Annotated in this window: 24 protein-coding genes; 18 read left to right on the top strand and 6 right to left on the bottom strand. The window is 69.5% G+C overall.

Annotated features, from left to right (window positions below; all coding sequences use genetic code 11):
• The 3 genes from RU09_RS08370 to RU09_RS08360 form a co-directional block, all read left to right on the top strand.
• The coding region (locus RU09_RS08370) for a transketolase C-terminal domain-containing protein (RefSeq protein ID WP_042539496.1) at positions 1–429 on the top strand (429 nt) is incomplete at its 5' end.
• Complete coding sequence (locus RU09_RS08365) at positions 426–1,835, top strand: dihydrolipoamide acetyltransferase family protein (protein ID WP_042539400.1); 1,410 nt, start codon at positions 426–428, stop codon at positions 1,833–1,835. The genes RU09_RS08370 and RU09_RS08365, both read left to right, overlap by 4 nt.
• A gap of 156 nt (positions 1,836–1,991) precedes the next feature.
• A complete protein-coding gene (locus tag RU09_RS08360) occupies positions 1,992–3,311 on the top strand; it encodes an MFS transporter (protein WP_042539398.1) in 1,320 nt (439 codons plus the stop codon).
• Positions 3,312–3,367: 56 nt separating this feature from the next.
• On the opposite strand, the gene RU09_RS08355 is transcribed toward RU09_RS08360, so the two are convergent.
• The 4 genes from RU09_RS08355 to dhaK form a co-directional block, all read right to left on the bottom strand.
• Positions 3,368–4,654 (bottom strand): sensor domain-containing protein, encoded by a 1,287-nt coding sequence (locus RU09_RS08355; protein WP_042539396.1) that lies wholly within the window; start codon positions 4,652–4,654, stop codon positions 3,368–3,370.
• A gap of 162 nt (positions 4,655–4,816) precedes the next feature.
• Positions 4,817–7,291: a phosphoenolpyruvate--protein phosphotransferase gene (gene ptsP, locus RU09_RS08350; RefSeq protein WP_082041069.1), complete on the bottom strand. Its 2,475-nt coding sequence runs from the start codon at positions 7,289–7,291 to the stop codon at positions 4,817–4,819.
• Complete coding sequence (gene dhaL, locus RU09_RS08345; RefSeq protein ID WP_156145895.1) at positions 7,291–7,932, bottom strand: dihydroxyacetone kinase subunit DhaL; 642 nt, start codon at positions 7,930–7,932, stop codon at positions 7,291–7,293. The genes ptsP and dhaL overlap by 1 nt, the downstream gene beginning before the upstream one ends.
• Positions 7,932–8,924 carry a dihydroxyacetone kinase subunit DhaK gene (gene dhaK / locus RU09_RS08340; protein WP_042539488.1) on the bottom strand — a complete coding sequence of 331 codons (993 nt, stop codon included), beginning with the start codon at positions 8,922–8,924 and terminating at the stop codon, positions 7,932–7,934. The genes dhaL and dhaK overlap by 1 nt, the downstream gene beginning before the upstream one ends.
• A gap of 117 nt (positions 8,925–9,041) precedes the next feature.
• On the opposite strand from dhaK, the gene RU09_RS08335 reads away from it, so the two are divergent.
• The gene (locus RU09_RS08335; protein WP_231567491.1) at positions 9,042–9,851 is read left to right on the top strand and encodes an IclR family transcriptional regulator; all 810 of its coding nucleotides are present in this window, start codon (positions 9,042–9,044) and stop codon (positions 9,849–9,851) included.
• Between the two features lie 5 nt (positions 9,852–9,856).
• On the opposite strand, the gene RU09_RS08330 is transcribed toward RU09_RS08335, so the two are convergent.
• Positions 9,857–10,468 carry a TetR/AcrR family transcriptional regulator gene (locus tag RU09_RS08330; protein ID WP_042539394.1) on the bottom strand — a complete coding sequence of 204 codons (612 nt, stop codon included), beginning with the start codon at positions 10,466–10,468 and terminating at the stop codon, positions 9,857–9,859.
• 111 nt (positions 10,469–10,579) lie between these two features.
• Between RU09_RS08330 and RU09_RS08325 the strand changes: the two genes are divergently transcribed.
• From RU09_RS08325 to paaK, 6 genes are read left to right on the top strand one after another with little or no spacing between them, the layout of a single operon-like run.
• Positions 10,580–11,767: a thiolase family protein gene (locus tag RU09_RS08325; RefSeq protein WP_042539485.1), complete on the top strand. Its 1,188-nt coding sequence runs from the start codon at positions 10,580–10,582 to the stop codon at positions 11,765–11,767.
• The gene (locus tag RU09_RS08320; protein WP_042539392.1) at positions 11,764–12,495 is read left to right on the top strand and encodes an enoyl-CoA hydratase/isomerase family protein; all 732 of its coding nucleotides are present in this window, start codon (positions 11,764–11,766) and stop codon (positions 12,493–12,495) included. The genes RU09_RS08325 and RU09_RS08320 overlap by 4 nt, the downstream gene beginning before the upstream one ends.
• Complete coding sequence (locus tag RU09_RS08315; RefSeq protein WP_082041068.1) at positions 12,492–13,421, top strand: 3-hydroxyacyl-CoA dehydrogenase family protein; 930 nt, start codon at positions 12,492–12,494, stop codon at positions 13,419–13,421. Before RU09_RS08320 ends, RU09_RS08315 begins: the two co-directional genes overlap by 4 nt.
• The gene (paaZ, locus tag RU09_RS08310; protein WP_082041067.1) at positions 13,418–15,499 is read left to right on the top strand and encodes a phenylacetic acid degradation bifunctional protein PaaZ; all 2,082 of its coding nucleotides are present in this window, start codon (positions 13,418–13,420) and stop codon (positions 15,497–15,499) included. Before RU09_RS08315 ends, paaZ begins: the two co-directional genes overlap by 4 nt.
• 5 nt (positions 15,500–15,504) lie before the next feature.
• Entirely contained in the window at positions 15,505–15,888 is a 384-nt protein-coding gene (gene paaI / locus RU09_RS08305) for a hydroxyphenylacetyl-CoA thioesterase PaaI (RefSeq protein WP_052492903.1), read from the top strand.
• A 44-nt stretch (positions 15,889–15,932) separates the two neighbouring features.
• Positions 15,933–17,228, top strand: coding sequence for a phenylacetate--CoA ligase PaaK (gene paaK / locus RU09_RS08300; RefSeq protein ID WP_042539479.1), 1,296 nt, complete (start codon positions 15,933–15,935; stop codon positions 17,226–17,228).
• Between the two features lie 29 nt (positions 17,229–17,257).
• Here paaK and RU09_RS08295 read toward each other — a convergent pair whose 3' ends face one another.
• The gene (locus RU09_RS08295; protein ID WP_042539477.1) at positions 17,258–19,378 is read right to left on the bottom strand and encodes a RecQ family ATP-dependent DNA helicase; all 2,121 of its coding nucleotides are present in this window, start codon (positions 19,376–19,378) and stop codon (positions 17,258–17,260) included.
• 116 nt (positions 19,379–19,494) lie between these two features.
• Here RU09_RS08295 and RU09_RS08290 point away from each other — a divergent pair, with 116 nt between their 5' ends.
• From RU09_RS08290 to RU09_RS08255, 8 genes are all read left to right on the top strand, one after another.
• Positions 19,495–19,914, top strand: a complete 420-nt coding sequence (locus RU09_RS08290) for a hypothetical protein (RefSeq protein ID WP_042539388.1) — start codon at positions 19,495–19,497, stop codon at positions 19,912–19,914.
• 87 nt (positions 19,915–20,001) lie between these two features.
• Positions 20,002–20,979: a 1,2-phenylacetyl-CoA epoxidase subunit PaaA gene (gene paaA / locus RU09_RS08285; protein ID WP_042539386.1), complete on the top strand. Its 978-nt coding sequence runs from the start codon at positions 20,002–20,004 to the stop codon at positions 20,977–20,979.
• Complete coding sequence (gene paaB / locus RU09_RS08280) at positions 20,979–21,284, top strand: 1,2-phenylacetyl-CoA epoxidase subunit PaaB (protein ID WP_042539384.1); 306 nt, start codon at positions 20,979–20,981, stop codon at positions 21,282–21,284. Before paaA ends, paaB begins: the two co-directional genes overlap by 1 nt.
• Before the next feature lie 29 nt (positions 21,285–21,313).
• Positions 21,314–22,123 carry a 1,2-phenylacetyl-CoA epoxidase subunit PaaC gene (gene paaC, locus RU09_RS08275; protein ID WP_042539475.1) on the top strand — a complete coding sequence of 270 codons (810 nt, stop codon included), beginning with the start codon at positions 21,314–21,316 and terminating at the stop codon, positions 22,121–22,123.
• Positions 22,117–22,611 (top strand): 1,2-phenylacetyl-CoA epoxidase subunit PaaD, encoded by a 495-nt coding sequence (paaD, locus tag RU09_RS08270; RefSeq protein WP_042539382.1) that lies wholly within the window; start codon positions 22,117–22,119, stop codon positions 22,609–22,611. Before paaC ends, paaD begins: the two co-directional genes overlap by 7 nt.
• Positions 22,611–23,792, top strand: coding sequence for a 1,2-phenylacetyl-CoA epoxidase subunit PaaE (gene paaE / locus RU09_RS08265; RefSeq protein WP_042539380.1), 1,182 nt, complete (start codon positions 22,611–22,613; stop codon positions 23,790–23,792). The genes paaD and paaE overlap by 1 nt, the downstream gene beginning before the upstream one ends.
• A gap of 10 nt (positions 23,793–23,802) precedes the next feature.
• Positions 23,803–24,573, top strand: a complete 771-nt coding sequence (locus tag RU09_RS08260) for an enoyl-CoA hydratase/isomerase family protein (protein WP_042539378.1) — start codon at positions 23,803–23,805, stop codon at positions 24,571–24,573.
• Positions 24,574–24,652: 79 nt separating this feature from the next.
• A complete protein-coding gene (locus tag RU09_RS08255; RefSeq protein ID WP_042539376.1) occupies positions 24,653–26,176 on the top strand; it encodes an ATP-dependent DNA ligase in 1,524 nt (507 codons plus the stop codon).
• Positions 26,177–26,180: the final 4 nt, after the last annotated feature.

Genomic DNA, 26,180 nt, shown 5'->3' with positions numbered 1-26,180 from the left:
ACCTCGGTGGTCGCCGAGATCGGCACCGCCAGGGTCGCCCGCGACGGCACGGATGTCACCCTGATCGCCTATGGCGCCTCGGTGCCGCTCGCTCTCGAGGCGGCAGACGTCGCGGCATCCGAGGGGCGCAGCGTGCAGGTCATCGACATCCGCTCGCTGTCTCCCTTCGATGACGAGACGGTGATGGCCGCCGTGCGTGCGACCGGACGAGCAGTCGTGATCGCCGAGGCCCCTGGTTTCGCCAGCGTCGCCTCCGAGATCCAGGCACGGGTGTTCGAGCGCTGCTTCGAATATCTGGAGGCGCCGGTGCGACGCGTCACCGGCTTCGACACCCCGTATGCGCCGCCGAAGCTCGAGCACTGGTACCTGCCCGATGTCGACCGCGTCCTCGACGCGATCGACTCGCTGCACTGGGAGGACGCGTCATGACCGCACTCACCACCCGCGTCTTCCGGCTCCCCGATCTCGGCGAGGGCCTGACCGAGGCGGGCCTCGTGCAGTGGCTGGTCGCGGTCGGCGACACCATCGTCACCGACCAGGCGATCGCCGAGGTCGAGACGGCCAAGAGCATCGTCGAGCTGCCCTCTCCCTTCGCGGGAGTCGTGACCGCCCTGCACGGAGAGCCTGGCGAGACGATCGACGTCGGCGCCCCGGTTCTCGAGGTCTCCGATGCGACGCAGCCGGCGAGCACGACCGACTCGGGCGCACCGAACGGTTCGGATGCCGCAGAGCACGCGGCCTACCGAGAAGAGGAGCGAGCGGGCTCGGGCAACGTCCTGATCGGCTACGGCACCTCCGACCGCGTGACGACCGGTCGTCGTCGTGCGCGGGCGACCGTGGTCCCGACGTCGAGCGTCCGTGATGCCGCTCCCTCAGCAGAAGCGACGCTGCCCGAGCCGACGCCGACGGAGCCTGGCGTTCCCGCCCCGCCGACGACCGCCTCGCGGCGCACGGTGGCCGTGCGCTCACCGCTCGTCCGACGCCTGGCGCGAGATCTCGGGCTCGACGTGCACGAGATCACCCCGACCGGACACGACGGCTCGATCACCCGCGCCGACGTCCTGGCCGCGGCCGTCGACGATGCCGTCGACGGCGCAGCCGCACAGCATCGCAGCGCGAGCGGGCAGAGCCTCGACGGCCTCGCCGTGGTCTCGCGCGAGCGTCTGTCGGCTCTGCGCCGCGCCGTGAGCGCGAAGCTCAGCCGCAGCCGCTCCGAGATCCCCGAGGCGACCGTGTGGGTCGACGTCGACGCCACCGAGTTGTGGACGCTGCGCGCAGGCATGGCTCCCGAGGGCGGCAGAGCCCCCTCGCTCACAGCCCTCATCGCGCGCTTCGTGCTGCTCGCCCTGGAGGATCATCCGGTGCTGGCATCTCGACTGAGCGACGACGCCTCAGAGCTCATCTCGTTCGAGGGCGTCAATCTCGGCGTCGCCGCCGACACCGCACGCGGGCTCGTCGTTCCGGTCATCCCCCGCGCCCACGAGCTCTCCGTCGAGCAGCTCGACGCGGCGCTGCGCGAGTTGACGACTGCAGCCCGCTCCGGGTCGATGCCGCCGGAGCGCCTGCGCGGATCGACGTTCACCCTGAACAACTACGGCGGACTCGGGGTCGACGGCTCAGCCGCGATCATCAACCACCCCGACGTCGCGATCCTCGGAATCGGTCGCATCATCGAGCGGCCGTGGGTGATCGACGGGCAGATCGTCCCCCGCCGCATCGTGCAGATCTCGCTGGTGTTCGACCACCGGGTGTGCGACGGCGGATACGCCGCCGGCTTCCTGCGTCGAGTGACCGAGCTCATCGAGCATCCGCTGCGTGCATTCGGGCGGGTGTGAGGGCCGCGCACGTCGCACTCCTGCGCCGCCATGGACGCAGCGCTTGGGCCGCGGGTCGGCGTGCGCTACTCTCGTCAATTACTGACCGATCATTCGGTAAGTGATTCGGAGCGGCACGTCGTCGCTCTCCCCCACCCGCAGAACAATGGAGTTCGCATGACGTCAGCAGTCTCCGCAGACAGCACGAGAACGAGGATGCCCGCCGAGGAACGGCGGGTGCTCGCCAGCACCCTGGTCGGCACCTCGATCGAGTGGTACGACTTCTTCATCTACGCGCAAGCCGCGGGCCTCGTGCTCGCTCCGCTCTTCCTCGCTCCGATCGCCGAGGAGAACAAGGGGTTCGCGCAGATCCTGTCCTTCGCCACGATCGGAATCTCCTTCCTCTTCCGCCCCCTCGGAGCCATCGTCGCCGGGCACCTCGGCGACAAGCTGGGCCGCAAGAGGATGCTCGTCTTCACGCTCGTGATGATGGGGCTCTCCACTTCCCTGATCGGCCTGCTGCCGACCTATGCGGCGATCGGTGTCGCGGCGCCGATCCTGCTCATCGTGCTCCGCATCCTGCAGGGGTTCTCGGCCGGCGGTGAATGGGGCGGGGCGGCGCTGATGGCCGTCGAGCACGCGCCCACGAACCGACGCGGACTCTTCGGCGCCTTCCCACAGATCGGTGTTCCGATCGGCATGATCCTCGCGACAGCGACACTCTGGGTGCTGACGAGCTCGATGTCACCCGAGGCGTTCCTCGAGTGGGGCTGGCGGATCCCGTTCCTGATGTCGATCGTGCTGATCGCCGTCGGCTACGTGATCAGGCGCGCAGTCGATGAGAGCCCGGTCTTCGAAGATCTCCGGCGCCGCCGCCAGGAGGCCTCGGCACCGCTGGGCCGCCTGTTCCGCAAGAACACCAAGCAGGTCGTCCTCACCGCACTGATCTTCATCGGAAACAACGCCGCCGGCTACCTGCTCATCGCGTTCTTCGCCACCTACGCCGTCACCGCTCTCGGCATGGAGCGTCCTCCCGTACTGCTGGCGACGACGCTGGCCTCGTTCGGATGGCTCATCTTCACGCTCTGGGGGGGTCACCTCTCCGATCGTCTCGGGCGGGTCCGCACCTTCCAGATCGGCTACATCGCACTCGCGCTCTGGGCTGTGCCGATGTGGTTCCTGATCGATACGGCGAACATCTTCTGGTACTTCGTGGCACTGTTCGTGATGACGTTCGCACTCGGGCTCTCCTACGGCCCGCAGGCGGCCCTCTACGCCGAGATGTTCCCGGCCAACGTCCGCTACTCGGGTGTCTCCATCGGATATGCACTGGGCGCCATTCTCGGCGGGGCGTTCGCTCCGATGATCGCAGAGACGCTGATGAACCAGTTCCACGCGGCGTGGACGATCGGCGTCTACATCGCCGCCGCGGCGCTGATCTCCCTCATCGCAGTGACGATGGTGAAGGAGACGAAGGGCGTCGACCTGCACGCCTGACGGAGCCGCTGACAAGGCCGGGCGGCGGGTCGGTCGGTGGAACGACCGGCCCGCCGTCAGCCGAAGACGAGCGGCGTGCGGGCTGTGGCGTCCTCGACCGTGATGCCGACGATCATCGACCCCTCCTCGGCGACATCGCGGTCGGCCTGGAACCGGAAGACCTGGCCGTCGCGCGTCGTGACGGCGTAGAAGTCATCGCCTGCCGCCACGACATCGACGACGGTGCCCCCGGGGTAGGCGGCCATCGCATCCGCCACCGGAGCGCCGAGGCGGATGTCTCCCCGGTGCGGCAGCGCCGCTCCGTCGTCGACCGACTCATCGAGGCTGCGATCGCTTCCGACGGTGATCGACCACACCGCGTCACCGGCCTCGACGGGCTGCACCAGGATGGACCCCGCGCCCCCGGGTGCGACGAGCCTCCACGGTCCGCCGTCGTACTCCGGCTCCATGACCTGCGCGTCCTCGCCCGCCTTGGCGAGAGCGGCATCGACCGAGTCGCCGAGGCGGAGCGGACCCACCCCGCCGACACCGATCTGCCACTCGCTCCACACGGCTCCGGGGTCTCCCGACGGATCGGTCTCGGCGACAGGCGGGTTCTCGGTGAGCTCGTCGATCAGTCCCGACCTCGCCTCACCGGCGCGGGTCTGCAGCAGCAGGGCGGCGGCTTCGGCGTCGAAGTCGCGGTCACCGCTGAAGGGCTGCCAGAGCTGCACGATCACGTTGCCGGTCGACGCGAATGCGTCGAAAGACCGCCAGTCGAGGCCTGCATCGACCAGCGACCCCGCGAAGGCTCGGACGTCCTCGGAGGGTTCCGGAATCGCGGCATCGAACGTGATGGTTCCCTCCTTGGAGAACTCGGCGCACTGCTCGGCAGCCTGGAGCAGCTGATCCATTCGCCCCTCGGCCTGCGCCTCATCAGCGAACTGCATGATCGTCATCCGGCCGAACCCGTTGGCGGGATCCGTCGGCACCTGCCATTCGACCGTTCTCGCCCCCACGCTGCCGAGCGACTGCTCGGCGTAGAGGGCATCGCAGATCGGCGGATCCGCAGGGAGACTTCCGCCATCCGACACCTGCTCGAGCGCCGGCGAAGGATCACCGACGTCGGTGGCCTCCGGCACGATCCCCACGATCTCCTCAGGGGTGAGCGAGAACGCGTCGAGTTCGTCTCCGACGAACACGATCGGTCCGGCGTAGGGCTCGGGGGACGCGGTCGACGGCGACGGCGAGGGCGAGGGCGACGACGAGGCCTGAGGAGTCGGGGCGCAGGCGCTCAGGGCGACCAGCGCGCCGATCCCGATCGATGCGAGCATTCGCGCTCGCCACGTGGTGAAGACAGTCATGTGCATCCTCCGACTCGTCATGCGCCGCTGCGGGCGCCCCCTCCTCGGAGCATATGGCGCTGCGGCACCCTCGACCAGGGGCGCGCGCATGTCGAGATCAGAACGAGAGGAAGAGCATGCCGAAGATCGCATATATCCGCCTGATCGGACGACGTGAACTCTTCAGCCGTCACTGAGCACAGCGGCCGCAGCGGCACGCGCATCGGCCGCCGTCGCCGCTCTCAGCACCGCTTCCGCGGCTGCGTCGCACTGATCACCCGTGACATCTGCCAGCGCGGCCGCGACGCGGCCCAGCGCGCGGGGCGTCATCGACAGGGAGGTGACCCCGAGGCCGACCAGCACCGCGGCCAGTGTGGGATCGGCGCCGGCCTCGCCGCACACGCCCACCGGCAGGTTCCACCGGCGTCCGGCAGCACCCGCCTGGCCGATCAATCGCAGCACGGCCGGCTGCCACGGATCGTTCAGGTCGCCCAGCTCGCCCAGCAGTCGGTCCGCGGCGAGCGTGTACTGGGCGAGATCGTTGGTTCCGATGCTGACGAAATCGACGACCTCGAGCATCTCTGAGGCGAGGAGCGCGGCGGAGGGTGTCTCGACCATCACTCCCACCTTCTCGAGTCCGGCCGCCCGCGCACGGTCCGCGAAGTCGCGCGCCTCATCGACCGTGGCCACCATCGGAGCCATCACCTCGACGAGCGCCGACTCCGCCGCTGCCGCGAGCGCGAGGGCCCGCAGCTGATCATCGAGCAGCGCGGGTGATCGCCGTGCGATCCGCAGACCGCGGACTCCGAGAGCGGGGTTCTCCTCCGTGTCGGCGTTGGCGAACGGCAGCGGCTTGTCGCTGCCCGCGTCGAGCGTGCGCACGACGACCTTCCGCCCCGGGAAAGCCGCGAGGACGCCTCGGTAGGCGTCGACCTGCTCGTCGACCGACGGCGCATCGGTGCGGTCGAGGAAGCAGAACTCGGTGCGGAAGAGACCCACTCCCTCTGCCTTCGATGCCGCAGCCGCCACCGCTTCGGCCGCGCCGCCGACGTTGGCGAGCAGTGCGATCCGGCGCCCGTCCGCGAGCACGCCCTCTCCGTCGAAGGGCACGACGATCGACGCGGCCTGCGCCTCGGCGATCCTGGAACGGCTCGGGTCGACCTCGACCGTGCCCCGGTCGCCGTCGACGAGCAGATCGGCGCCGGATGCGATGCCCGTGGCCCCGACGACCCCGACGACCGCGGGGATTCCGAGTGAGCGGGCGATGATCGCGGTGTGCGATGTGGGCCCGCCCTGCTCGGTCACCAGAGCGACGCAGTTGCCGCCGTCCAGGGCGGCCGTGTCGGCGGGTGCGAGGTCGGTGGCCACGAGCACGAAAGGCTCATCCCGCTCCGGAACACCGGGCATCTCGACCTCGAGGATCTCGGCGATGATCCGGTCTCGGACGTCACGGATGTCGGCGGCACGCTCGGCCATGCGACCACCCAAGGCTCTGAGCGCCTTCTCGTGCGCGAGAGCAGTGTCCCAGACGGCGCGGGCGGCGGTGCGCCCCTTCGATCGGACGAGCGCCGTCGCATCTGCGACGAGCTCGGGGTCTGAGGCGAGCAGACGCGAAGCATCGAGGATCGCCCGAGCCTCTCCGGTCGCCGCCGATGTGCGGCGGCGGAGCTGATCGGCCACCGCGACGGCTGCCCACTCGATCGCCGACACCTCGCTCTCACGCTCAGCCGCATCGACCGTCAGGCCAGGGTCGGGCTCGTCGAGTGGCGCAGCCAGCAGCACGGCCTGCGCCGCTGCCCGCCCGGCGCTCACGCCTCGCCCGCTCAGCACCGTCCCGGACATCACGGGCGCCGCACTCACCGCCGACTCGGTTGACCGCGTGTGCACGACCTCTCTCGGGGGCGCGGCGACCGCGGTTCCTTCACCGAACCCCTCGTCGAACAGCGCGACCAGTCGATGGATGGCGAGCTCGGCGTCCGCCCCGGTCGCGGACAGCCGCACCTCGTCGCCCTGCCTGGCGCCGAGCATCAGCAGTCTCGACAGGCTGGCGGCCGCGGCCTCCGGCCCATCCGGCAGCCGCGTGAGCCGCACATCCGCCCCTGCGGAGGCCTCGGCGATCAGCGCAGCCGGACGAGCATGGATGCCGAGCGGGTTGCGCACGGTGACCACGCGAGTGACCGCGTCGCTCGGCCCGTGCGTCGGTGCGAGCGCCGAGGGGGCGGGCGCGACGGGCTCGTCCGGGTCGCCGAGCTGGCCGGTCTTCGCGCCGAGCGCAGCGGACGCCTCCTCAGCCACGACCTCGAGCGATGCGCCCGCCGCCGCGGACACGACTGCGGCGAGCAGCCCTTCCACGAACGGCGCGGGCGTGAGGCGGACGGGCACGTCGCTCATGCGCAGCTCGAGCGCGAGCTCCGCGCTCAGCACCGCCGAGCCGAGGTCCATGAGCACCAGGACTCCGTCGCAATCCGCGGCCAGTTCGTCGATGGCCGCGGCGACCGCTACGGCATCCGTTCCGAGAACGGCTGCGCCGTCGGCATCCGTCCCCGCGCCGGCCGCCACCAGGACGCGCGCTCCCCCGCCTCGCACCATCTGCAGGGCAAGCTCCAGGGCCGCCTCCCCGAGTCGAGCGCTGTGGGAGACGGCGACGATGCCGATCATCAGGACGATTCCGCGGTGGCCCGGGCGAGCGCCTCGAACAGCAGCGTCGTGGACGCCGCACCCGGATCGATGTGCCCTGCGCTGCGCTCACCGAGGTAGCTCGCGCGTCCCTTGCGTGCCACCAGGGGCTCCGTGGCGTCACGCCCCACAGCCGCAGCATCGGCAGCCGCAGCCGTCGCCGCTGCGAGATCCGCCCCGCCTGCGATCTCCGCATCGAGTGCATCCACGGCGGGCGCCATCGCATCGAACATGGTCTTGTCGCCGGCTTCGGCCTTGCCCCGGGCGACGATCCCGTCGAGACCCGCTCTCAGCGAGGCTGCGAGCCCGGCGGCATCGAGTTCGTCCACCGGGCCGGCCGCCATCCCCATCCGCAGGAACAGCGTGCCGTAGAGCGGCCCGCTGGCACCTCCGACCGAGCTCACGAGCGTCATGCCGACGGTCTTGAGCAGCTCGTCGACGGTGGGCGGCACCGCCGAGTCGAGCTTCGCCACGACCGCGTCCATGCCACGGGCCATGTTCGCGCCGTGGTCCGCGTCGCCGATCGCCGAGTCGAGCTCGGTGAGCCATTCGCGCTTCTCGGCGATCACGTCGCGGAACCGCCGGATCCAGTCGACGAGGGCCGCGGTGTCGATCGCCGCCATCATGCTCCCCATCGCAGTCCTGGCGTGTTCACCGGGGCATCCCACAGCCGCAGCAGCTCGTCGTCCGCCTTGAGCACCGTGAGCGAGCACCCGGCCATGTCGAGCGACGTGATGTAGTCGCCGACCAGGTTGCGAGCGATCTGCACCCCCGCCTTCTCGAGCAACGACGCGACCTCGCCGTACATCAGATACAGCTCGATCAGCGGCGATCCGCCCATGCCGTTGAGCATCACGATCGCGGGTCCGGCAGCATCGAGGTCGGCGAGGATCGGCTCGACGAGCTGGCGGGCGATCTCGGATGCGGGGGCCAGCGGCTCGCGATGCCGACCGGGTTCGCCGTGGATGCCGATGCCGATCTCCATCTGATCCTCGGGCAGGTCGAACGTGGGTCTGCCCGCTGCGGGAACCGTGCAGCTCGTGAGCGCCATCCCCATCGAGCGACCCTGGCCGTTGATGCGCTGGGCGAGTTCGACGACCGCGGCGAGATCCTGTCCTTCTTCGGCCGCCGCGCCGACCAGCTTCTCGAGCAGCACGGTCAGTCCGACACCACGACGCCCGGCTGTGTAGAGCGAGTCCTGCACGGCGACGTCGTCGTCGACGATCACGGTGCCGACCTCGATGCCCTCCATCGATGCGAGCTCGGCGGCCATCTCGAAGTTCAGCACGTCACCGGTGTAGTTCTTGACGATGTGCAGCACGCCGGCGCCGCGGTCGACGGCCTTGGTCGCCGCTTGCACGCGGTCGGGCGTCGGTGACGTGAACACCTCGCCGGCGACCGCGGCATCGAGCATGCCCACCCCCACGTATCCGCCGTGCAGCGGTTCATGGCCTGACCCGCCTCCGGAGACCACCGCGACCTTGCCCTGCGCCTTCGGCGTCGCGCGCGTGATCACGTGCGTCTCGAGGTCGACCGACAGCTCGGGATGCGCGAGGGCGACGCCTCGCAGCGACTCGACCAGCACATCGGCGGGGTTGTTGATGAGCTTCTTCATCGTTCGATCTCCCTTGATCTCTGCGGTGGCGATCTTTCGCAATATTGGAAAGTCATTCGTCAATGTCGAATATGCTCGGGCGCAGTCGAGTTGTCAAGATCGACTCGGACACACGACATGACGGCCCGGCTCGACGACGAACCGGAGGGAGGACGCACCGTGATCCAGGCCATCGATCGCGCCGCCAAGGTGCTCGAGCTGCTGCAGGGTGCGCGCCACCTCGGCATCACCGATCTCGCTCTCGCACTGAGCCTGCCGCCGTCGACCGTGCACGGGATCGTCAAGTCGCTGCGAGAGCACGGGCTGGTCGCGAAAGAGCGCGGCGGACAGCGCTACATGCTCGGACCGACGCTGCTGCGCCTCAGCAACGTGTACCTCGACACGCTCGACGTCAGGGCACGGGCGATGCGGTGGACGCAGGAGCTCGCGCGGCGCACCAATCTGCCTGTGCGCCTCGGTGCTCCGCATTTCCACGAGGTGCTCGTCATCCACCACGATCTGCGCCCGGACGACAGCCAGCAGATGCTCGAGACCGGCGTCGCGATCCCCGCTCACGCCTCGGCGATGGGAAAGGTGCTGCTCGCACATGACCTCGGCTTCCAGCGCACCGTCTTCGAACGACCGCTGCCCAGCCTCACCGGAGACACGATCACCGACATCGCCAGGCTGATGCTCGAGCTCCCCGCGATCGCCGAACGCGGCAGTGCGTCCGAGACGGACGAGGCGGTGCTCGGAGAATCGTCCGTCGCCGCACCGGTCTCCGACGCCTCGAACGACATCGTCGCCGCGGTCGCGGTCGTGATGCCCACCTCGCACGCGCCCGCCTCCGACGCCGTGCTGAACGCGCTCCGAGAGACGGCCCGCAACATCTCACGCGAGCTCGGAGCGACCAGCTGGCCGCCTCGGGTGGCTCCGGCCGACGACTAATCGGCTCAGCGCGACTGCAGTCCGTCCAGGCTCACCCGCAGGATGTCCTCGCCCAGCTCATCGGGGTCGACGGGCCCGCCGGGGCGATACCACTCGACGACCGAGTTGATCATGCCGAAGATGAGCCTGGTCGCGACCGCGGCATCCACGTCGTCGCGGATCAGCCCCTCGGCCTGAGCCTCGGCGACGATCGCCGTCACCCGCTGGTCGAACGCGCGCCGGCGCACGAGCGCGGAGGTCTCGACGTCGCCGTTGCCGCGCACACGCAGCAACAGCGTCACCGAGGGCAACTTCTCGGTGAGAACACGCACGGCCCCGCGGATGATCGATCGCAGGCGATCGGAGGCGAGCGGATGCCGCGCCGTGGCGTCGTCCACGACGGCCTCGAGAGCGTCGAGGGCATCGTTCAGCGCGAGCTCGAGGATCGCCGACTTCGACTCGAAGTGGTGGTACAGCGCCGACTTGGTGAGGCCGAGAGTGGCACTGAGATCGGCGACGCTGGTCGCGTCGTAGCCCTGTTCGTTGAACACCTTGACCGCGACCGCGAGCACCTGCTCACGGTCGTAGCCTGGCCGGCCGCGTTTGGGGGCCGGCGCGTCGAATCCGAGCTGCGCCATGGCCCCAGTCTGTCAGTCCCGATGAGTTGCCATCCGTCCGAGGATCTGAGATCGTATTCCTGACCGATCGGTCTGAAATTATCGCCAGCGTGGGCGTTCGAGAGGATGACGATGTCCGAGGCCTATCTCGTCGACGGGGTCCGCACCGCCGTCGGTCGTCACGGCGGCGCACTCGCCGGCATCCGCCCCGATGATCTGGCAGCCCTCGTGGTCGGCGAGACCGTCACCCGGTCGGGGATCCCCGCCGAGGCGATCGACGAGGTCATCCTCGGCGCAGCGAACCAAGCGGGCGAAGACAACCGCAACGTCGCCCGCATGGCCGTGCTCCTCGCCGGCCTGCCCGATTCGATCCCCGGGCTCACCGTGAACCGGCTGTGCGCCTCGGGGATGTCGGCCATCGCTCTCGCCGCGAACGCCGTGCGCGCGGACGACGCCGACCTCATCGTCGCCGGCGGCGTCGAGTCCATGACACGAGCCCCCTGGGTGCAGGCGAAACCCGAGCGCGCATGGGCCAAGCCCGGCGCGGCCTTCGACACGTCGATCGGATGGCGCTTCACCAATCCGCGGCTCGCCGCGCGCGAGAAGGCCACCTTCTCGATGCCCGAGACGGCGGAGGAGGTCGCACGCGTCGACGGCATCAGTCGGGCGGATGCCGATGCCTTCGCCCTGCAGAGCCATCTGCGCGCCGTCGCCGCGATCGACGCGGGGCGCTTCGCCCCTGAGATCGTCGGGGTCGAGACCGACCGCGGAATCGTCGACACCGACGAAGGACCGCGACGCGACACCACCCTCGATGCTCTCGCGAAGCTGCGCACCGTGGTCGCAGGCGGCGAGGTCGTCACGGCCGGCAACTCCAGCTCGCTGAACGACGGTGCCTCCGCGATCGTCGTGGCGAGCGCCGAGGCCGTCGAGCGACACGGACTGCGACCGCGGGCACGCATCGTCGCGTCGGCGACCGCCGCACTCGCCCCCGAGATCATGGGACTCGGCCCCGTGCCCGCGACGCAGAAGGCTCTCGCGAAGGCAGGGCTGCAGATCGCCGATCTCGGCGCCGTCGAGCTGAACGAGGCCTTCGCGTCGCAATCGCTCGCCTGCATCCGTCGCCTCGGCCTCGACCCGGCGATCGTCAACGCCGACGGCGGTGCGATCGCGCTCGGGCATCCGCTCGGCTCCAGCGGATCCCGCCTGATCGTGACCCTGCTCGGTCGGCTCGAACGCGAGGGCGCTCGCTACGGCCTCGCCACGATGTGCGTCGGAGTCGGACAGGGCACGGCCATGATCGTGGAGCGTCTGACGTGAGCCTGCAGATCGAGGAGCAGCGCGACAGGGTCATCGCGACGCTCGATCGCCCCGAGAAGCGCAACGCGATCGACCAGGAGACGGTCGACGCGCTGCACGAGCTGTGCGCGATGCTCGAACAGACCCCCCGCACCCTCATCCTCACCGGCTCCGGCGGTGTCTTCGCGGCGGGTGCCGACATCGCGCAGCTGCGCGATCGCACCGCAGATGACGCCAGGCGCGGCATCAACGCGACCGTGTTCATCCGCATCAACGAGCTGCCGATGCCGGTCATCGCGGCGATCGACGGCTACGCGCTCGGGGGCGGAGCCGAGCTGGCCTACGCCGCCGACATCCGCATCGCGACGCCGTCCCTCCGAATCGGCAACCCCGAGACCGGACTCGGCATCATCGCCGCGGCCGGTGCGACGTGGCGGCTTCCCGAGATCATCGGCGCGGCGCGAGCGAGCGAGATGCTTCTCACCGGTCGAGCGCTCGATGGCGAGGAGGCACTGCGATGGGGACTCGTCTCGTCGCTGCATCCGTCCGACGAGCTGATCGCGACCGCGCACGCGATCGCCGATCGCATCGCGAAGAACGACCCGCTGGCCACGCAGCACACGAAACGCGCTCTGCGCACTCCGCGCTCGGGGCATCCTGCGATCGAGCTCGAGCTGCAGGCCGAGCTCTTCGAGTCGCCGGAGAAGCACCGTCGCATGACCGCGTTCCTCGAGAGGAAGAACCGATGAGCGAGCAGCCCCCGTCCTCGAGCGACGCCCACCCCGGGACTTCGAGCGAACGGAGCGGGACGAGACGCCCGGACCACGTGCCCGCGGCCGTCGGCGTGCTCGGCGGAGGACGAATGGGCGCCGGCATCGCGCATGCCTTCCTGCTCGCGGGGTCCCGTGTCGCGGTCGTCGAACGCGACACGGCGAGCGCGGATGCCGCACTGCAGCGGATCCGCGAGAGCATCCGCCGATCCGTCGCCCGCGATCCCGCTCTGAACGAGGTCGAGATCACCGGCCGCCTGACGACTGGTCACGACATCGCCGCCTTCGCCGTGGTCGACCTGGTGATCGAAGCCGTTCCCGAAGACCGCGAACTCAAGGAACAGGCGCTCGCCCGTGCAGAGACGGCGATGCCCGCCGACGCCACCCTGGCGAGCAACACGTCGTCGATCTCGATCGATGATCTCGCCGCGAGCCGCCGTCGTCCGGAGCGCTTCCTCGGCCTGCACTTCTTCAACCCTGTGCCCGCGTCTGCGCTCGTCGAGATCGTGCGAGGCGCAGCGACCGAGACCGCGGTCGTCGAGAACGCGGCCGGATGGGTGAGCTCCCTCGGCAAGACCCCGATCGTCGTCACCGACTCCCCCGGATTCGCATCTTCTCGACTCGGCGTCATGCTCGGCCTCGAGGCGATCCGGATGCTCGAGGAGGGCGTCGCGTCGGCCGTCGACATCGACGCGGCGATGACGCTCGGATATCGGCATCCGATGGGGCCGCTGCGCACGACCGACGTCGTCGGACTCGATGTGCGGCTCGGCATCGCCGAGGAGTTGGAACGCACTCTCGGTGAGCGGTTCGCTCCGCCGGATCTGCTGCGGCGGATGGTCGCCGAAGGAAAGCTCGGCCGCAAGAGCGGCGAAGGGTTCTACGCATGGAACGAGGAGAGATGACCGAGTATCTGCCGAGCTACATCCAGGGCGAGTGGTGGACGCCGACTTCGCCCGCACGATTCACCGAGGTCCGTGACGCGTCCACCGGCGATGTGGTCACGCTGGTCTCCACCGACGGCCTCGACCTCGCGGGGGCGCTTGCCCATGCCCGATCCGTGGGGCAGAAGAGCCTCGGTGCGCTCACCTTCCATCAGCGCGCGGTGCTGCTCAAGCAGTTCGCCCTGGCGCTCACCGAGCGCAAGGACGAGCTCTACGCGCTGTCAGCGCGCACGGGCGCGACGAAGAGCGACTCCTGGGTCGACATCGACGGCGGCATCGGCGTGCTGTTCTCGTATTCCGGCAAGGGGCGGCGCGAACTGCCGAACAGCCGCGTGCACGTCGACGGCCCCGTCGAGCCGCTCTCGAAGGACGGCTCGTTCCTCGGGCGCCACGTCTACACGACGCTGCCGGGAGTCGCCGTGCAGATCAACGCCTTCAACTTCCCCGTGTGGGGGTCGCTGGAGAAGTTCGCACCGGCTTTCCTCTCCGGCATGCCGACGCTCGTGAAACCCGCGACGCCGACCGGATATCTCGCCGAGGCGATGGTGCGCATCCTCGTCGAGTCGGGGCTGCTGCCGGACGGATCGCTGCAGCTGGTGAGCGGCAGCGTCCCCGACCTCTTCGAGCACCTGCGCCTCGGCGACATCGTCGGCTTCACCGGCAGCGCCTCGACAGCCGAGAGCCTGAAGGCCCACCCCGCCGTGCAGACCGGCGGAGTGCGGTTCACCGCGGAGACCGACTCGATCAACGCCTCGGTGCTCGGCACCGACGCCATCGAGGGCACCCCGGAGTTCGACGCCTACGTCCGCCAGCTCGTCACCGAGATGACGACCAAGGCCGGGCAGAAGTGCACGGCGATCCGTCGGGCGATCGTGCCGACCGGGTCGGCGGATGCCGTGATCGCCGCCGTGCAGGCGCGCATCACCGAGAGGACGGTGCTGGGCGATCCCCGCGCCGAAGGTGCGACGATGGGCCCCCTCGCCTCGACCGCGCAGCGCGATGAGGTGCTGCGTCAGGTCGCGAAGCTGCAGGACGCCGGCGGACAAATCGTGGTGGGGTCGACGGATGCTCCCGAGGTGCGGCGCGCAGACGGAACCACCGGGCTCTCGCCCGACGGCGCATTCGTCTCGCCGCTGCTGCTGCGCTTCGACGATCCGCAGTCCGACGCCGCGCACTCGGTCGAGGCGTTCGGTCCGGTGTCGTCGCTGCTCACCTACGACACCATCGCCGACGCCGCCGCTCTCGTCGCCCGCGGCGGCGGCTCGCTCGTCACCAGCATCGCGACGCACGATCCGGTGCAGGCGGTCGAGCTGGCCACGCGCATCGCGCCGTTCAACGGTCGGATGCTGCTGCTCGACCGCGACGACGCGCGCTCCTCGACCGGTCACGGGTCTCCCCTGCCGAACCTCGTGCACGGCGGGCCCGGTCGGGCAGGAGGCGGCGAGGAGCTCGGCGGCATCCGCGCGGTGCTGCACCACATGCAGCGCACTGCGGTGCAGGGATCGCCCGAGATGCTCACGGCGTTGACCGGTGTCTGGCACGCGGGAGCCGCAGCGCGCAGCGGCGGTCGGCATCCGTTCCGCAAGTCGCTCGCGGAGCTCCTGATCGGAGATCAGATCGTCTCGGCATCACGCGAGGTCACCCTCGACGACATCGAGACCTTCGCGCACTTCACCGGTGACACGTTCTACGCCCACATGGACGATGCGGCGGCCGCAGCGAACCCGTTCTTCCCCGGCCGTGTGGCACACGGGTACCTGCTGGTCTCGTGGGCGGCCGGTCTGTTCGTCGACCCCGAACCGGGCCCCGTGCTCGCGAACTACGGTCTCGAGAATCTGCGGTTCATCACGCCGGTCTCCCCCGGTGACACGATCCGCGTCGAGCTCACCGCCAAGCAGATCACCCCCCGCGAGACCGATGACTACGGCGAGGTGCGCTGGGATGCGGTGATCCGCAACCAGGCCGACGAGCTCGTCGCGACCTACGACGTGCTCACGCTGGTCAGCAAGGAGCCCACTTCCGAGGTCGCGGCAGCATGAGGGCCATGATGCAGCGCGATGCCGCGTCGGCGATGCTCGGCATGACCGTCGAGCTCGACGAGCCCGGCGAGGCCGTGGTGTCGATGACGGTGCGCGACGACATGCTGAACGGCTTCGCGATCACGCACGGCGGCCTGGTGTTCACTCTCGCCGACACGGCTTTCGCGATCGCCTGCAACGAGGACGAGCGCGTCACGGTCGCGGGCGGCGCGGACATCACCTTCCTGAAGTCGACGACCTCCGGGCAGCGGCTCACGGCACGTGCGAGTCGCCGCGTCGTCAGCGGTCGCAACGGCATCTACGACGTCACGGTGACCGATGAGTCCGGCGACGTCGTCGCCGAGGTGCGCGGCCGCTCGCTCACCACGAACCGATCGCACCCGGGCTGACCGGCACACCCGACATGGCCCTGCCCGCGACGAAGGAGTCGACGATGACCCACACCCGTGCCGAGATCGGCACCGAGATCGAGCTGCACTCCCCCACTGCACTGGCCCGGCTGCAGCTGCAGCGCCTGCAGTGGACTGTGCGCCACGCCTACGAGAACGTGCCGACGTACCGTCGCAAGTTCGACGAGCACGGTGTCCACCCCGACGAGATCCGCACCCTCGACGACGTGCAGAGGCTGCCGTTCACCACCAAAGCCGATCTGCGAGAGAGCTACCCGTTCGGGATGTTCGCCGTGCCCATGGCCGACGTGCGCCGCATCCACGCGTCGTCGGGCACGACCGGGCGGCCGACCGTCGTCGGCTACACCGAGGGCGACCTCGACAGGTGGGGCGACCTGATCGCGAGGTCGCTGCACGCCGCGGGGATCCGCGCCGGCATGAAGGTGCACAACGCCTACGGATACGGGCTGTTCACCGGTGGACTCGGGGCGCATGCCGGCATCGAACGACTCGGCGCCACGGTGATACCCGTCTCCGGTGGTCAGACCGCGCGCCAGGTGCAGCTGATCGCCGACTTCGAGCCGGACGCCATCCTCTGCACGCCGAGCTACCTGCTCACGATCGCCGATGCGATGGAGGCGGCAGGCGTCGACCCGACGCGGACCTCGTTGCGGGTGGCCGTGCTCGGAGCCGAGCCGTGGACCAACGAGATGCGCCGCGAGATCGAGAAGCGACTGAACATCGACGCCGTCGACATCTACGGGCTCAGCGAGGTCATGGGGCCGGGCGTCGCGAGCGAGAGCGTGCTCACCAAAGACGGCCCGCACATCTGGGAAGACCACTTCCTTCCGGAGATCATCGATGGCGACACCGGCGACCGCCTGCCGGACGGCGAACTGGGCGAACTGGTCTTCACCTCGCTCACCAAAGAGGCCTTCCCGGTGATCCGCTACCGCACACGGGATCTGACCCGCCTGCTGCCCGGAACGACGTATCCCGCCCTGCGGCGGATCGAGAAGATCACCGGGCGCAACGACGACATGATCATCCTGCGCGGCGTGAACCTCTTCCCCACACAGGTCGAAGAGCTCGTGATGGGCATCGAGACCCTGACGCCGCACTTCGTGCTGGAGCTGCACCGTGCGGGCCAGCTCGACACCATGACGGTGCGCATCGAGCGGCACCCGTCGTTGAGCATCGAGGAGTGCGACGCCGCCGCTGCAGTGCTCACGCATCGCATCAAGGTGCACATCGGCACCAGCGTCGACGTCAAGGTCGAGGAGCCCGGCGCTCTGCCGCGCAGCGAAGGCAAGTACAAGCGCGTGTACGACCTGCGCTGAAGTCTTCCCATCGGAATGGATCGCCGACCTCAGCCGCGAAGCGCGAGCACGAACGGAAGCACCTCTGTGGCGCCGGCCTGGCGCAGTGTGCGGGCGGCGACCGTCAGAGTCCACCGGCTGTCGGCCAGGTCGTCGACGAGGAGAACCGGCCCCTCGGGGATGTCGAGGCCCTGCGCGCTGAACCTGTCCCACAGACCTGCGAGACGGAACACGCTGTTGCCTCCCGGTTGACCGCTCGGGCCGCCATCGACCGGGTCGAGCGCACCGAGGTACGGCAGCCGACCGATGTCGGCGATCCCTCGGGCAAGGGAGTCGACGAGCAGCGGATGCGACCGTGAAGGCATCGCGACCACCGCGACAGGGCGCTCTGTCCAGCCCCAGTCGGCGAGCACTCGCACGCAGCCGCCGAGCACCTGCGGCGTCACGGCGGCATCGGGCGCTCCGGCGGCGAACAGCTCGCGCAGGGTGCCGCCCCAGCCGAGGTCGGTGAGCCGGGCGAGCGCCCTCCCCTCTCCCGCCTGCTCACCCGGCGCGATGCGCCCCTTGACGGGCACGTCGAGCTTGTCGGCGCCGGTCGGCCAGGCCCGGCGCGGCTCGACGGGAACGCCCACTCGGTCGAGCGACTTCGCAGCCTGAGTCGTCGCCGATTCGCCGATCTCGCTCGGGAACCAGATGCCGGCGCAGTTGTCGCATCTGCCGCAGGGCGCTGCCGTGTCGTCGTCGAGCGAGCGCTGGAGGAACTCCATGCGGCATCCGTCGGTCTGCTCGTAGTCGATCATGTGCTGCTGCTCGGCTCGGCGCTCGCCCGCGATCCGCTCGTAACGCTCGGCGTCGTAGCTCCAGGGCTCGCCCGTGGCGACCCACCCGCCCTGCACACGTCGCACCGCGCCGTCGACATCGAGCACCTTGAGCAGCAGCTCGAGAGGTGTGCGGCGGATGTCGACCATCGCCTCGAGCGCCGGCGTCGAGATCGGCTGCTCGCCGAGCGCAGCGATCACCCTCTCGGCGCGCTCACGGTCGGGCATCGACGCGGTGGCGAAGTAGTGCCAGATATCGCGGTCTTCGACGCCCGGCAGCAGGAGCACGTCTGCGCTCTCGCTCGCGCGCCCGGCGCGACCGACCTGCTGGTAGTACGCGACCGGCGACGACGGCGCACCGAGGTGCAGCACGAATCCGAGGTCGGGTTTGTCGAAGCCCATGCCGAGTGCGCTCGTCGCGACGAGGGCCTTGACCTCGTTGCGCTTCAGCATCCCTTCTGACTCCGTGCGCTCGTCGGTGTCCGTCTGCCCCGTGTACGCACGCACGTCGTGGCCGTGGTCGCGCAGCAGCCGAGCGGTGTCGACCGCTGCAGCGACGGTGAGCGTGTAGATGATGCCCGAGCCGGGCAGGTCGTCGATGTGGCTCAGCAGCCAGGCGAGCCGGCTCGCCGAGGTCGGCAGACGCAGCACCCCGAGCCGCAGCGAGGTGCGGGCGAGCGGGCCACGGATCGTGAGCACCTCGGAGGCCCCGTCGCCCGATGAGCCTCCCGTGCCGAGCTGCTCGGCGACGTCGGCCACGACCCTGCTGTTGGCGGTCGCCGTGGTCGCGAGCACCGGAACCTCTGGCGGCATCTGCTCGATGAGATCGCGCAGCCGACGATAGTCGGGACGGAAGTCGTGCCCCCAGTCGCTGATGCAGTGCGCCTCGTCGACCACCAGCATGCCGATCCGTCGCACGAGCGCCGGCAGCTGCTGCTCGCGGAACGCCGGGTTGTTGAGTCGCTCGGGAGAGACGAGCAGCACATCGACCTCGTCTCGGTCGAGCTGCTGCATCACCTCCGACCATTCGTGCGCGTTGGTGGAATTGATCGCCACGGCTCGGACGCCCGCGCGCTCGGCGGCGGCGATCTGGTCGCGCATGAGAGCCAGCAGCGGCGAGACGAGCACGGTCGGTCCCGCCCCCTGCCGACGCAGCAGCAGCGTCGCGACGAAGTACACCGCCGATTTGCCCCAGCCTGTGCGCTGCACGACGAGCGCGCGGCGGCGCCCCTCGACCAGCGCCTCGATCGCCTCGTACTGGCCGTCGTGGAAGTCGGCGTCGGGGCGGCCGACCAGTTCGCGCAAGGCGGCGAGCGCAGCAGTGCGGGTGTCGACAGCAGAGGGGGAAGTCATGTCTCCACTGTGCCTCATGCCACCGACGTCGGGCCCGAGGCCGCCGACACCCGGGGCATCGTCATCCACTGGTGAGATCCGCGCCGATTCCTCACCCCGTCGTCTAGCGTGGAACGATGATCACCCGAGAACTGGCCGTATCCCTGCGCGATGCCGGGCTCGTGTGGCATCCCTCCGAGGGCGATCGCTTTCAGCTCGACCTCCCGAACGATGTCGAGCTCGAAGCCGAGGCCGACGTCTTCACGGTCAGCGCGATGACGATCGAGGCGAGGCAGACTCCGAGCGGCACCGACCTCGCCTTCAACGGCACCACAGAGTGGGCGCTCGACGCGGTCACCCTCGCGGACGCGGTGTGGCTGCCCCGCGAGGATCAGCTTCGCGAACTGCTGCGGGGCACGTTCCGGGCGCTCACCCGCCTTCCCGACGCCTTCGTCGTCGATGTCGAGATCGCCGGCGAGACGCTGCGTTTCGAGCATCCGGACCCCTCGGAGGCCTACGGGCTCGCCCTTCTCGACCTGGTCTCCCGCTCGCGCTGAGCGCCGCTTCTTGCGCACGGCGGACCGGCATGTCAGAATTACCTAACGACCGGTCAGTAAAGCGGATCGGATACCGAGGAGTCGATGATGACAAGCCCCGCAGATCTCTCCCTCGTCGATGGCGAGCTCTCAGACGACGAGCGCCTGTTCGACGAGCTCATCGCGAACGAGCAGCGCATCGAGCCGCGCGACTGGATGCCCGACGCCTACCGCAAGACGCTGATCCGTCAGATCTCGCAGCACGCGCACTCCGAGATCATCGGCATGCAGCCCGAGGGGAACTGGATCACCCGGGCGCCGAGCCTCAAGCGCAAGGCGATCCTGATGGCCAAGGTGCAGGACGAGGCGGGCCACGGCCTGTACCTCTACTCGGCGGCGCAGACCCTCGGCATCACCCGCGACGAGATGATGCACCAGCTCATCAGCGGCAAGGCCAAGTACTCCTCGATCTTCAACTACCCCACCCCCACCTGGGCCGATATGGGCGCTATCGGGTGGCTCGTCGACGGCGCCGCGATCTGCAATCAGGTGCCGCTGTGCCGCGCCTCCTACGGCCCCTACGGCCGTGCCATGGTGCGCGTGTGCAAGGAGGAGTCGTTCCACCAGCGTCAGGGTTTCGAGATCCTGCTCTCGCTGATGCAGGGAACCGACGAGCAGAAGCAGATGGCGCAGGACGCCGTGAACCGCTGGTACTGGCCGAGCCTGGCGATGTTCGGCCCGCCCGACGACCAGTCGCCGAACTCGGCCCAGTCGATGAAGTGGAAGATCAAGCGCTTCACCAACGACGAGCTGCGCCAGCGCTTCGTCGGGATGCTGGTGCCGCAGGCCGAGATCCTGGGCGTCACCCTGCCCGACCCCGATCTGCGCTTCGACGACGAGACGGGCCAGTACGTGATCGGCGAGATCGACTGGGACGAGTTCTTCGAGGTGCTGCGCGGCAACGGCCCCTGCAACGCCGAGCGTCTCGAACGTCGCCGCACGGCGCACGAGGAGGGTGCGTGGGTGCGCGAGGCCGCAGCCGAGTACGCCCGCAAGCAGGCGCTGAAGACGAAGGCGGCGGCGTGATGGCGACGCCCGGTGCCGACGAGCGCGAACCCTGGCCCCTATGGGAGATCTTCGTCCGTGCGAATCGCGGCCTGAGCCACGTGCACGTCGGATCGCTGCACGCCCCGGATGCCGACATGGCGATCCGCAATGCCCGAGACCTCTACACGCGCCGTGGCGAGGGCGTGTCGATCTGGGCCGTGCCCGCCGACGCGATCACCACGAGCGACCCCGACGCCAAGGGCGCCTACTTCGAGAGCCCCGCGGGCAAGAACTACCGGCACGCCGTCTATTACACGGCCTCCGAGGGGGTGCCGCACCTGTGAACGACATCCGCACGGACGTCCATGGAGACATGCACGGGGATGTCTCGGTCGACGAGCTGCGACTGAGCGAGGAGCTCACGGGAACCGGCTCCGCGGCGGCATCCGCCGACATCGCCGAGTACGCGCTGTGGTTGGGCGACGACGCCCTGATCCTCTCGCAGCAGCTCGGCGAATGGATCTCCCGCGCGCCCGAACTCGAAGAGGATGTCGCGCTCGGCAACATCGCCCTCGATCTGCTCGGTCATGCCCGCTCGTTCCTGCACTTCGCCGGTTCCTACGACGGACGCTCCGAAGACGACCTCGCGTACTTCCGCGACGAGCCGGAGTTCCGCAGCGCCTGGATCGTCGAGCAGCCCAACGGCGACTTCGCGCAGACGATCGGACGTCAGTTCGTCGTGTCGACCTACATGTTCGAGCTTTACTCCGGGCTGAGGGCCAGCACAGACGAGACGTTCGCGGCGATCGCCGAGAAGTCGCTCAAAGAGGTCGACTACCACCGCGACCACTCGGTGCAGTGGGTGCTGCGCCTCGCCGGAGGCACCGACGAATCGCGGCAGCGGATGGTGCGCGCGCTCGGCGACGTCTGGCCGTACGTCGACGAGCTCTTCCGCGATGAGCCACTGATCGACCGTCTCGGCGATGCCGCCGTGCGCCCGTCCACCCTTCGCGCCGGTTTCGACGCGGTCGTCGACACCGTCTTCACAGAGGCGGAGTTGACCGCGCCCTCAGTGGCGGCATCGTCAGCGGGAGGGCGCCGAGGTGCGCACGCGACCCCGATGGGCCATCTGCTCGCCGAGATGCAGGTTCTCGCGCGACGTCATCCGGGGGCGTCATGGTGACCGACACGCTGCAGACCGACGCCTGGCGGATCGCCGCCGCCGTGGCGGACCCCGAAGTCCCCGTGCTCACGATCGAAGACCTCGGAGTGCTCCGCGCCGTCACGGTCGACGGCGACGTCGTGCGTGTCGACATCACCCCCACCTACAGCGGGTGCCCGGCGATGGACACGATTCGCGACGATGTCATCCTGGCCCTCACCGCTGCCGGTTACTCGCAGGTCGAGGTGCGTCTCGTGCTCTCCCCCGCGTGGACGACGGACTGGATGTCGGATGCCGGCAAGCAGAAGCTCTCTCAGTACGGCATCGCGCCTCCTTCGGGGCGCTCCGCGCTGTCGTCCGGCCCGATCCGCCTCGCGATCAGCGTGCGCTGCCCGCGGTGCGGCTCGCTCGACACCCGCGAGGTCTCTCGCTTCGGTTCCACCTCATGCAAGGCACTGTTCGAGTGCCGCGCATGCCTCGAACCCTTCGACCACTTCAAGGTGCACTGATGTCGCTGTTCGCCCCGTCCGGTGCCGTCGCACCGACATCCGTTCATTCGCCCTCCGCATCGACAGCGAAGAAGCGCGCGCGGTTCCACACTCTCGTGGTCGACGAGGTGAGGCCGCTCACCGAGGACTCGGTCGAGGTCTCCTTCACGGTTCCCGCCGAGCTCGCCGACGACTACGACCACCTGCCGGGCCAGTACGTGGCGCTGCGCACCACCCTCGACGGCACCGAGGTGCGCCGATCGTATTCGCTGTGCCGCGCGCCCGAGCATCGCACGGCCGAGCAGATCGCGGCGGGCGCGCCCACCCGGCTGAGTGTCGCGGTGAAGCGCGACGAGGGCGGCCTCTTCTCCACGTGGGCCCAGACCGGGTTGAACGCCGGGTTCGAGATCGACGTGATGAGTCCGCAGGGCACATTCACCTCGGGGCTCGACGATCTCGATCATCGCCACGTCGTCGGCATCGCCGCGGGCTCGGGCATCACCCCGCTGATGGCGCTCGCACACACCGTGCTGACGCGCTCGGACTCGTCGCGCTTCACACTGCTCTACACGAACCGGTCGACACTCGACGTGATGTTCCTCGAGGACCTCGCCGACCTCAAGGACCGGTATCCGACGCGAGTGACGCTGCACCATGTGCTGTCCCGTGAGCAGCGCACGGCTCCCGTGCTGTCGGGGCGGATCGACGAGGAGAAGCTGCGCACCATCCTGAGGATGCTCATCGACCCGAGCGACGTCGACGAGTGGTTCCTCTGCGGTCCTCTCTCGCTCGTCGACCTGTGCCGCGAGGTGCTCGCCGACGTCGGCGTGCCGCGGGAGCACATCCGGTTCGAGCTCTTCACCACCGGCGACGAACCTGTGCGCGCCGCGCGCCCGGTCGAGGTGCGGGCGGGCGCGAAGACGATACGCATCGAGGTGAACCTCGACGGCGTCTCGTCGACCGTCGAGAGCCCCGTCGACGCGCACGAGTCGGTGCTGAACGCGGCTCTGCGGGTGCGGCCGGACGCCCCGTTCGCGTGCGCCGGCGGCGTGTGCGGCACGTGCCGCGCCAGGGTCATCGAGGGCAGCGTGACGATGACGGAGAACTATGCGCTCGAGCCCGACGAGCTGGACCGCGGCTATGTGCTGACCTGCCAGTCCCACCCGACGAGCGACCGCGTCGTGGTCGACTACGACGTCTGAGGAGCATCCGATGATCGATCTCACCATCTCCGAAGACGTCGCGACGGTCGTGCTGAATGCACCGTCCACGCTGAACTCCCTCGACGCGCAGGCGCTGCGCGATCTCGGCCGTGCATACGACGAGGCCGACGCGGCGGGAGTGCGCGCACTCGTGCTCCGGGGCGAGGGGCGCGCGTTCTGCGCCGGACGCGACATCTCGGCGGTCGACCCGCGCGACGACGACGTGATGGGCTACCTCGGCGGGCTCGTGACTCCGCTGCTGCAGCGGATGGCGCGCTTTCCCGCGCCGACGTTCGCGGCCGCCCACGGTGCATGCCTGGGCGTCGGGCTGGGACTGCTGATCGCCACGGACGTCGTCTACGTCGCGGAGTCGGCGAAGATCGGCTCGCCGTTCGCAGCGCTGGGCGCCACGCTCGACTCGGGCGGACACGCCCTGTTCGTCGACCGCCTCGGCGCGCACAAGACGCTCGACCTCATCTACACGGGGCGCCTGATGAGCGGCACCGAGGCCGTGGCCTCGGGTCTCTTCTCACGTGTGCTCCCCGACGACGAGGTCCTGCAGACGACGACGGATGCCGCCGCGACCGCCGCGCGCGGTGCCACCGCCGCGTTCCTCGCGAGCAAGCAGCTCGTCTCGCGCATCCGCGACGAGAGGCTGGCGCTGTGGGAATCGATCGAGGTCGAGAACACCGCTCAGGCGGCGCTGTGCGACACCGATGACTACCGCGAGGGCTTCGCCGCCTTCCAGGAGAAGCGGAAGCCTGAGTTCCACGGGCGCTGAGCTGTCGCTGCTCTACTGCGACGGAGAGGGCGAAGGCAAGGGCTTCGCCGATGTCGGATGCCGGTGACAGACTGCATCCATGTTGCTCTCGGAGCTCGTCTCCACCGCTGAAGAGGTCACCGCCACCGCATCGCGTCTCGCCAAGGTCGATGCACTCTCGCGGTTGCTCGCGCGCGCGGACGCGGACGACGTCCCCACCCTCGTCGGGCTGCTCCTCGCGACGCCGCGTCAGGGACGCCTGGGTGTGGGCTGGCGCGGGATCTCCGCCCTCGAGGTGATGCACGCCGACGAGCCGTCCCTGTCGCTCGGTGACGTCGACGCGGCGTTCGAAGCGCTGGTCGGCGCTTCGGGCTCGGGGTCTGCGGCCGCCCGGACAGATCTGCTCTCCGCTCTCGCCGGCCGCGCCACGGCCACCGAATGGGATTTCCTGTCGCGCGCGATGCTCGGCGAGCTGCGCACCGGTGCGCTCGGCGGCGTGCTGCTCGATGCGATCGCTCGCGCCTCGGATCGCCCTGCGGCATCCGTGCGACGAGCAGCGATGCTGTCCGGCGACCTGGGTGACACGGCGGTCATCGCCCTCACAGGCACCGCGGCCGAGCTCGACGCGGTCGGCCTCGTGGTCGGCCGTGCCGTGCTGCCGATGCTGGCCTCGACCGCGGCGACTCCGACTGCGGCTCTCGAGGTCACGGGCAGGGCATCCGTCGAATACAAGCTCGACGGAGCACGCATCCAGGTGCATCGCCGTGGAGACGACGTGAGCGTGTACACCCGCAGCCTGGCCGACATCACCCACCGCGTGCCCGAGATCGTCGAGATCGTGCGAGGCCTTCCCGCCCACGACCTGATCCTCGATGGCGAAACGCTGTCGCTCGATGAGGACGGCGGTCCGCGGCCGTTCCAGGAGACGATGTCACGGTTCGGGGCCGACGTGTCGCGCGAGCTCGTGCTGCGCCCCTGGTTCTTCGACATCCTGCACATCGACGGACGCGATCTGCTCGACGAACCGCTCTCGATCCGGCTGGCCGAACTCGAGAAGACCGTCGGCGAGTGGCGCATGCCGGGGGTCGTCACCGACGACCCGGCTGCTGCCGAGCAGCTGTCACGAGAGGCGCTGGCGGCCGGGCACGAGGGCGTCGTCGTCAAGGGCGTCGATGCGCCCTATGCGGCGGGCAGGCGCGGCAAGTCCTGGGTCAAGGTCAAGCCCGTGCTCACCTATGACCTCGTCGTGCTCGCAGCCGAGTGGGGCTCGGGTCGACGACAGGGGTGGCTGTCGAATCTCCATCTCGGCGCTCTCGATCCGAACGGAGAGTTCGGCGAGCCGGGCGGACTCGTGATGGTCGGAAAGACGTTCAAAGGTCTGACCGACGAGCTGCTGCGCTGGCAGACCGAGCAGTTCCCGTCGTTCGAGACACGACGCACGCAGTCGACCGTGTTCCTGCGCCCCGAGTTCGTGGTCGAGATCGCGATCGACGGGGTGCAGCGCTCTCCGCGCTACCCCGGTGGCATCGCGCTGCGCTTCGCACGCGTCAAGGCCTACCGCCCCGACAAGAGCGTCGCAGACGCCGACACGATCCAGACTCTTCGCGCACTGCAGCGCGGCTGAGACG

The organism is Microbacterium sp. MEJ108Y (assembly GCF_000834175.1).
In the GTDB taxonomy this organism is placed as follows: Bacteria; Actinomycetota; Actinomycetes; order Actinomycetales; family Microbacteriaceae; genus Microbacterium; species Microbacterium forte.
The sequence above is the reverse complement of the archived record's forward strand: the minus strand, read 5'-3'. Positions and strand labels throughout refer to the sequence as shown.